Source organism: Shigella sp. FC1544, from assembly GCF_001722145.1.
Classification (GTDB): domain Bacteria; phylum Pseudomonadota; class Gammaproteobacteria; order Enterobacterales; family Enterobacteriaceae; genus Escherichia; species Escherichia coli.
Genome location: NZ_MECT01000072.1, coordinates 1 through 8,354, shown reverse-complemented (window position 1 = coordinate 8,354; position 8,354 = coordinate 1). Strand labels below are relative to the sequence as shown.

Below are 8,354 nucleotides of genomic sequence, written 5' to 3'. Positions count from 1 at the left end.
CAAGGCGAGCTTCATTTAACGCCTTACGCAGTTGCAGAATTTCAGATTCCAGTTCAGCCACCGTGCGGGAACCAGGAGTACCGAGCCCTTTTCTGGCGGCGGTAACCCATTGTCCTAAAGTGCCTTCAGGAAGGGATAATCGGGAAGCGCCTTCACTGATCGAAAGTTGATTTTCAAGAACCGTTCTGACAGCTTCGGCTTTGAACTCTTTAGAGTAACGTTGGTTTTTTCTGCTCATTATTAGCTCCTTCTGATGCCATTCTATTTCAGGAAGGAGTGTCCGTTAAACTCAGGCTACCTCAGACAGTCCTGTTCTCCCAAATATCATGGTATTGATACGGGAGATTATGCCGTACAGGTACGACACGTTATGTCGTGCCAAAGGGGAGTGGATAGAAAAAATGGCGAAGATGCGAAAAGTTGATTAATGCATTGAAAAAAATGAATTAATAATGAACTTGGGTAAAAGCGCCATCAAAATACGACACGACCTGTCGTATTTTGTGTTAGCCGGGAAAAGATATCTGCTACTTACTAAAATGATTTAGTGCTGAAAATATTTATAAGCCAATAAATAGACAGGTATTACGGAGTAACGCCCAGGCTATTTTAACGAGCCTGCTGTTTTATTGGCTCAAAAAACATATCCCATAGATGATCAGCCATACCCGCGTTAGTGAGCAAGGTATCCCTTGAGTAGCCAGGGCTGAAGACGCCCATTGATGGGCGAAAACCAAGGTTCTGGCCGTTAAAGCGGCTATGTCGTTAAACACATCACCACCATATGCCATCCGGCTCACTTCGTCGGCCAAATTAGTGTGATATTCTTTCCAGAATTTCTGTTGTATCCACAACATAAGGCGATGATTGATGGAGCAGTCTCTCAATTTTGAAATGTTGCGCAGCCAGTGGCCGGAACTGGCAGAACTCGCATGTATGGCAGAGCGCTATGTTCACTCCGATCCGGAAAGCTGCCTGGTTAAGCTGCGCAACTACACCGAATTGATGGTGCGCTGGTTGTATCGTCAGGAGCGGTTGCCGGAAGGTATTAAGGCTAATCTTTACGATTTAATGAACGCTGATGTCTTTACCAGCATGATGCCGGAAGCCATCATCATGAAAATGGATGCGCTGCGTATCCATGGCAACCGTGCCGCGCACGGCGGACGTATCAAAGCTAAAGATACTTACTGGCTGCTCAAAGAAGCGTATTTGTTGGGAATTTGGCTGTATGTTCGCTACGCCCACGGTAATGTTGATGACTGCCCCAAATTTACACTCCCTCCATTAACACAATCTTCAGGTCGTGCAGATGAAAAACGTCTGGAAGATGCAATCAAGGCTCAGGATGAAAGCCGTGAGCGCGAACTGGCGCTACAACGCGCACTACAGCAAGAACAGGAAAAGGCCGAACACCTCACTCAACGCCTGAATGAAGCCAGAGCGCGTAACCAGCATGTTGCCGATATTCTCTCTATTGATGAAGCGGAAACCCGCCGTCGCCTGATTGACTCTCGCTTACTTGCAGCCGACTGGAATGTAGGGGAAGAACTTAAAAACACGGATCAAGTCACACAAGAACATCCAGTCAAAGAGCAACCCACCACCTCTGGTGACGGTTATGCAGACTATGTCTTGTGGGATGAGGCACACAAACCGTTGGCGGTGGTGGAAGCAAAAAAAACCAGCGTCAATGCCGAGCAAGGACGAATTCAGGCCCGGCTGTATGCAGACTGGCTGGAAAAAGAATACGGTCAGCGTCCGGTCATCTTCTACACCAACGGCTATGATATCTGGCTGTGGGATGACCATAAAACTCATGGTTATCCCCCGCGTCGGGTGTTTGGCTTCTACAGCAAGGAAAGCCTGCAATATCTTATTCAGCAGCGTGAAACCCGTCTGCCGCTGAACAGAGTGCCACACGTAAAAGATAACGAAGGTAAGGCCGTTGCCGGACGTTTGTACCAGCTCGAAACCATTGCCCGCGTCAGTGAACGGTTTACCAACAAGTACCGACAATCGTTAATTGTTCAGGCTACGGGTACAGGCAAAACCCGCGTGGCAATTGCACTAAGCAAACTGATGATTGATGCCCGCTGGGTAAAACGCGTCCTGTTTCTTTGCGACCGTAAAGAACTGCGTAAACAGGCGGCAAATGCCTTTAATCAATTCACCAATGAGCCGCTGTATGTGGTCGGGAAATCGAAAAAAGCAGACAGGCAGAATGCCAGAATCTACATCGCTACCTATCCCGGTATGATGAAAATCATGGACCATTTCGATGTCGGTTATTTCGATTTGATCATCGCCGATGAATCCCACCGCTCTATCTACAACGTCTACGGCGATCTGTTTAAGTATTTTGATGCCCTCCAGATTGGCCTGACGGCCACGCCAATTGACATGGTGAGTAAAACCACTTTCGGCCTGTTTGGTTGTGAAGGACGTATTCCTACCGCCAACTACAGCCTGGAAGATGCCATCGCCGATAACAATCTGGTTCCCTATGAGGTTGTCACACACACAACAGAATTCCTGCGCGAAGGTATCAAACGGGAGAAATTAAGCGACGCACAAATCCGCGAGCTGGAAGAACAAGGCATAGATCCCAATACGCTGGAGTTTGATGGCAAGGCGCTGGATGAGGCGATCTACAACAAAGACACCAACCGCTATATCCTGCGTAACCTGATGGAAAATGGCCTGAAAGATCGGGACGGCCAGTTGCCTGGTAAAACCATCATTTTCGCCCGTAACCACAAACACGCGCTGCTGTTGAATGAATTGTTCGACGATATGTACCCACAGTTTGCCGGGCGCTTCTGCCAGGTCATCGACAACTACGATCCCCGCGCCGAGCAACTGATTGATGATTTTAAAGGGCTGGATGAAAGCACCAACAAAGAGCTGACCATCGCTATCTCCGTTGACATGCTCGATACCGGTATTGATGTCCCGGAAATTGTGAATCTGGTCTTTGCCAAACCGGTCAAATCAAAAGTGAAGTTCTGGCAGATGATTGGCCGTGGTACGCGCCTCTGTCCGGGGTTGTACGGTTACGACGATAACGGCAAACCGCTGGATAAACAGAAATTCCGCATTTTCGATCACTGGGGCAATTTTGAGTATCACGAGCTGCATACCGAAGAGGCGGAAGTCACAGCGACAAAATCGCTTGCGCAAAAAACGCTTCGAAGCGTGGGTTATGCTGGGGGCCGCTGCGCAGCGTAAATTCGACAAACAGGCGGTGGATTTAGTTGCTCACCAGCTTCGCGAGCAAATCAACGCACTGGATGAAAAGTCGATTGCCGTACAGGAAAAATGGCAGCAGAAAGCGCAGTACAGTGATGAAAAGGTGCTGCGCCAGCTTTCTCCGAAAACACAGCAGGATCTGCTATCTGTTCTGGCCCCGTTGATGCAGTGGCTGGACGTGCGCGGGCAAAGCGATGCCATACGCTTTGATATGGATATTCTGGCGGCGCAAACTGCCCGTTATACCAACCCGGAAGAGCTGGATGTTCTCTGGCCGATCATCGTCGAAAAAGTGGAGCGCCTGCCGCCGCATTTGGCGCAGGTGCAGCAACAGGGACAACGAATCAATCAGCTTCGTGATTTAAGCTGGTGGAAGCAGGCCAGCCTGGAAGAGCTGGAGGATATTCGCATTCATTTGCGCGGTATCATGCACCTGATGGAAAAAGACGCGACGCCTAAATTTGGTTCGATACAGGTGGATATTACCGAAGATGCGAACCTGATCCAGACGGAGACCCGCAAAACTAATATCCGCTCGATTGATTTCAAACTCTATCGCCAGCAGGTTCAGGGGGCGCTGGAGCCGCTGTTCCAGCAAAACCCGGTTCTGAAGAAAATCCGCAACGGCGAGCCAGTCACGCAAAACGAGCTGGATGAGCTGGCGAAGCTGGTGCTGATCCAGAACCCCAACGTTGATATTCGTGCGTTGAAAGAGTTTTATCCGCAGGCAACCGCCAGCCTGGATAAACTTTTGCGTACCATCATCGGGATGGACAGCGACGCGGTGGAAGTGCGTTTTGCCCAGTTCGCCGCTGATAACAGCCTGACCAGCCAACAACTGCGCTTCCTGTCATTGCTGAAAAACCACATTCGCGATTACGGCACCATTGAAATGCGGCAGCTCTTTGAACAGCCTTTTACGCATATCCACAACGAAGGCGTTACCGGTGTGTTCCCTGATATAGCGCAAATCACCCGCCTGCAAAAGATAGTCGAAGAGCTGGGTGTTGTGACCGACGCAGCGACGGTATAATACACGCATGACAAGCCCCGGCAGCGGGGCTTTTGTATTTAAAACAGGATATAAACGCTAACAATGATTACTGGCGACTTAAAAAGTAAAATCGACGGACTATGGGAAGATTTCTGGGTGGGTGGTATCACCAACCCGCTGACCGTAATCGAACAGATCACCTATCTGATGTATTCCCGGATGCTGGATACCCAGGAACAACGCGACGAAAAGCGTAAACAAATCGCGGGTATTGATTTTAAACCGCGTTTTGCGCCAGAACAGCAGGAGTTCCGTTTCAGTCACTATAGCAACCTTGGCTCGGATGAGATGATGGAAGTGGTGCGCGATGGCGTATTCCAGCATTTCCGTCAGCTCGGCCAGGCCGATGCTTCGAAGGTGACGCTGCTGGGCAACTTTATGAAAGATGCTCGTCTGGAGATTGTTAAGCCGTCATTGCTGACCAAAGCGGTTGAGGTAATCAAAAACCTGCCATTGGATCGCGGCGACACCAAAGGCGACCTTTACGAATACTTGTTAAGCAAGCTGACAACTGCCGGAATCAACGGACAGTTCCGCACACCGCGCCACATTATCCGCACGATGGTTGAAATGATGGAGCCGAACCCGGCCCGAGGCGAGACGATTTGCGATCCCGCCTGTGGCACCGGTGGTTTTCTGGCAACCAGCTATGAATATCTGCTGGAGAAGTACAGCTCGCTGGAATCCATTCATACTGAGATTGGCACCAACGAACGTGGCGAGCTGGAAGAGCAAAAAATCTTTACCGGCGATCTGCTGACACCGTGGCGTAACCATGTGGATAACAACATGTTCCACGGTTACGACTTTGACACCACAATGCTACGTATCGCCGCCATGAACCTGATTATGCACGGCGTGGATGCGCCTGATATCCACTATCAGGACACAATGAGCCAGAGTTTCAGCACAAACTTCCCGCAGGCCAGTAAAAACGCCTTCAACCTGATTCTGGCGAACCCGCCGTTTACCGGTTCACTGGACGAAGAAGATATCGACTCCACGCTGTCGGCAATGGTGAAAACCAAAAAAACCGAACTACTGTTCCTGGCGCGTATTCTGCAAATGCTGAAAGTGGGCGGGCGCAGTGCCACTATCGTGCCGCAGGGCGTGCTGTTTGGCTCTAGCAAGGCGCACCAGTCACTTCGCAAAACGCTGGTGGAAGATAACCAACTGGAAGCGGTGATCAATCTGCCTTCTGGTGTATTTAAACCTTACGCTGGCGTGGCGACGGCGATCCTGATCTTTACCAAAGGCGGTCAAACGGATGAGGTCTGGTTCTACGATCTACAAAATGACGGCTACAGCCTGGATGATAAGCGCAACCCGATAAAAGACAACGATCTGCCGCATCTGCTGGCAAGCTGGAAGCATTACCGTACTTTACGCGGGCTACCGGTTGATAACTTTATGGGTAAGAAGTTAGCCTCGTTGCTTAAACAGCAGTACCCGGAAGGGATTAATGCTGGCGTTGATTTTAAAGATCGCACGCAGGCGGCGTTTGTTGTACCGAAAGCGGATATTGCTGCGCAGAAATACGATCTATCCATCAACCGTTATAAAGAAGTCGTGTATCAGGCGGAGGAATATGAAGATCCGAAGGTGATATTGAAGCGGTTAAAGGATCTGGAAAAAGAGATTCTGGCGGATTTGGATGAGCTGGAGGGGATGCTGTGAGTTCGGCGATGGTGAAGTTAGGGGATGTTATTAATGTTCACTACGGAAAAGCATTAAAAGCTGATCAGCGTGTATCGAATGGAAGTGTCCATGTTTTTGGTAGTTCAGGAATTGTCGGCAACCACGATAAAACGCTTTGCAGCTATCCCACGATAATTATTGGCCGCAAAGGCAGCGTTGGTGCTATTACCTGGGCTCCAAGCGGAGGCTGGATCATTGATACTGCTTATTACGTTGAGATCAAAGATAATAATAAGTTAGATCTCCGATACTTGTTTTATATTCTGAGCGGAATTGATCTCACTAAGAAAACGATTACCACAAGTATTCCTGGATTAAATAGAGACGATCTCTATGATACATTTATTAAATTACCACCTTTTGAAGAGCAGAAACGAATTGTGGATCTTCTCGATAAAGCTGAGGGTATACGCCAAAAACGTGAGCAATCCATCAAACTGGCTGATGATTTTTTGCGTGCTACGTTTGCTACAATGTATGGGAATCCTATTACAAACCCCAAAAAATGGCCTGTCCATCTTATGGGAGAAATTATTGAATTTAAAGGTGGAAATCAACCACCTAAAAGTGATTTTATTTTTGAACCTAAACAGGGTTATATTAGATTAGTACAAATTAGAGATTTTAAATCCGATAAATATGCGACGTACATTCCGCAAGAAAAAGCAAAACGTATTTTCGAAGTTGATGATGTTATGATTGCTCGTTATGGGCCACCTGTGTTTCAAATACTTAGAGGTTTATCCGGCAGCTACAATGTAGCTTTAATGAAAGCTTCACCCAAAGAAAATATTAGGAAGGGGTTTATATTCTATCTTCTACAACTTCCGGAATATCATGATGTTGTTGTAAAAAACTCTGAAAGAACAGCAGGACAAACCGGTGTAAATCTTGAACTATTAAACAAATTCAATGTTCCCCTCCCACCTATATACTACCAAGATGAGATATTAGATAGATTAGCTAGAATTGAAAAATTTAAAGAAAAAATAGAAATATCATTAAATCATTTAGAAATACAATTTTTATCACTACAGAAGAGATTAATGGGTTTTTAAATCCTTAGTATCGAAATAAACATTAATTTATTATATTAAATTAAGATATTTTAGGAAATTAAGGCGTCACTCTTAGGTAACGCCTTTTTTTACTATCTCGCCCCCTAAGAAGGTTATATCTTACTTAATACCTGTGACTATTTTTGATATAATCATAAATACACACTAATTTGCAAAAATTACTTGACAATACCTGAGTATTCATAGCTTCATCTATATGTTTTTTCAATATTTTGAGAAGCTCTCCCATATCGCGCTTGATTAATCCAGGCTCCATATAAGGCATCATTCTTAAAAAGAAAGTGAAATCATAAGCAAGATATAACTCATTGACCCCCACCTTGACCTCAGGAACGGTTTCAGAGCGTCGTTTATCCCATCCTTGAGACTGAAAACTAACAGGAGTGATATTTAATCGTGATAAAACGCCACCTGAGAGTTCTGTTTCATTAATTATACTCCCATCAGGATTAATTAATTTAGCGTGATTTAAGAAGTGAAAAATAGGAATGCGCGCATTGCCTTTGCATATATTTGGCAAAACATCATTAACAACACATCCCCAATCATAATATCCATTTTCAAATACAACCCCTCGGATGAGATCTACACGCTCCAGTCCAACCAATCCTTTAGTTGCCATCGATTCCGATTTTTTACCATCGAAATAGCACCATATCCCACAACAAACTCAGTTGTACTGACCCCTTCTTCAATTTTCTCTGAATCCCTCACATATAATTTTCCTTTCGGATCATCAGTTAAGACCAACTCATAAAGTTCATCTTTTATCATTCGGAATAAATGTGCTGGAATCCTTTTTTTAGTTTCACTCAGCACCTCAAATATTTCTTTATAGGATGGTGCCTGAACATATTTTACCGGGATTTTTTTATGAATCACAGAATCACTAATATCAGCCTCTTCAAGTTCAGGTTTCCATTCAACAAACAATAATTTATTCTGTAAAAAATCCAGGTAATGACTCCAACTTACTGATAGTGTTTTATGTTCAGATAATGCCCGATGACCTTGTCATGCAACTCCACCGATTTTGAGAACGACAGTGACTTCCGTCCCAGCCTTGCCAGATGTTGTCTCAGATTCAGATTATGTCGCTCAATGCGCTGAGTGTAACGCTTGCTGATAACGTGCAGCTTTCCCTTCAGGCGTGATTCATACTGCGGCCAGCCATCCGTCATCCATACCACGACCTCAAAGGCCGACAGCAGGCTCAGAAGACGCTCCAGTGTGGCCAGAGTGCGTTCACCGAAGACGTGCGCCACAACCGT

At 46.3% G+C, this 8,354-nt stretch carries 6 protein-coding genes and 1 pseudogene; 3 read left to right on the top strand and 4 right to left on the bottom strand.

Annotated features, from left to right (window positions below; all coding sequences use genetic code 11):
- A partial coding sequence (locus BGK49_RS05430; protein WP_032335914.1) for a transposase occupies positions 1-238 on the bottom strand: 238 nt, incomplete at its 3' end.
- A gap of 632 nt (positions 239-870) precedes the next feature.
- Between BGK49_RS05430 and BGK49_RS05425 the strand changes: the two are divergent.
- The 3 genes and pseudogenes from BGK49_RS05425 (at position 871) to BGK49_RS05415 (ending at position 7,062) form a co-directional block, all read left to right on the top strand.
- Positions 871-4,285: pseudogene (locus BGK49_RS05425) on the top strand (DEAD/DEAH box helicase family protein).
- Positions 4,286-4,348: 63 nt separating this feature from the next.
- On the top strand, positions 4,349-5,983 hold the full coding sequence (locus BGK49_RS05420; RefSeq protein WP_000627722.1) for a type I restriction-modification system subunit M: 1,635 nt from the start codon (positions 4,349-4,351) through the stop codon (positions 5,981-5,983).
- An 8-nt stretch (positions 5,984-5,991) separates the two neighbouring features.
- Complete coding sequence (locus BGK49_RS05415; protein ID WP_005045443.1) at positions 5,992-7,062, top strand: restriction endonuclease subunit S; 1,071 nt, start codon at positions 5,992-5,994, stop codon at positions 7,060-7,062.
- Positions 7,063-7,186: 124 nt separating this feature from the next.
- Here the strand turns inward: BGK49_RS05415 and BGK49_RS30865 are convergent, their stop codons facing one another.
- The 3 genes from BGK49_RS30865 to BGK49_RS05405 all read right to left on the bottom strand — a co-directional run.
- Positions 7,187-7,705, bottom strand: a complete 519-nt coding sequence (locus BGK49_RS30865; protein WP_242412554.1) for a hypothetical protein — start codon at positions 7,703-7,705, stop codon at positions 7,187-7,189.
- Positions 7,669-8,016: a hypothetical protein gene (locus BGK49_RS30590; protein ID WP_167693657.1), complete on the bottom strand. Its 348-nt coding sequence runs from the start codon at positions 8,014-8,016 to the stop codon at positions 7,669-7,671. The genes BGK49_RS30865 and BGK49_RS30590 overlap by 37 nt, the downstream gene beginning before the upstream one ends.
- Positions 8,017-8,054: 38 nt before the next feature.
- On the bottom strand, positions 8,055-8,354 hold a 300-nt coding region (locus BGK49_RS05405; RefSeq protein ID WP_069375675.1), incomplete at its 5' end, for an IS1 family transposase.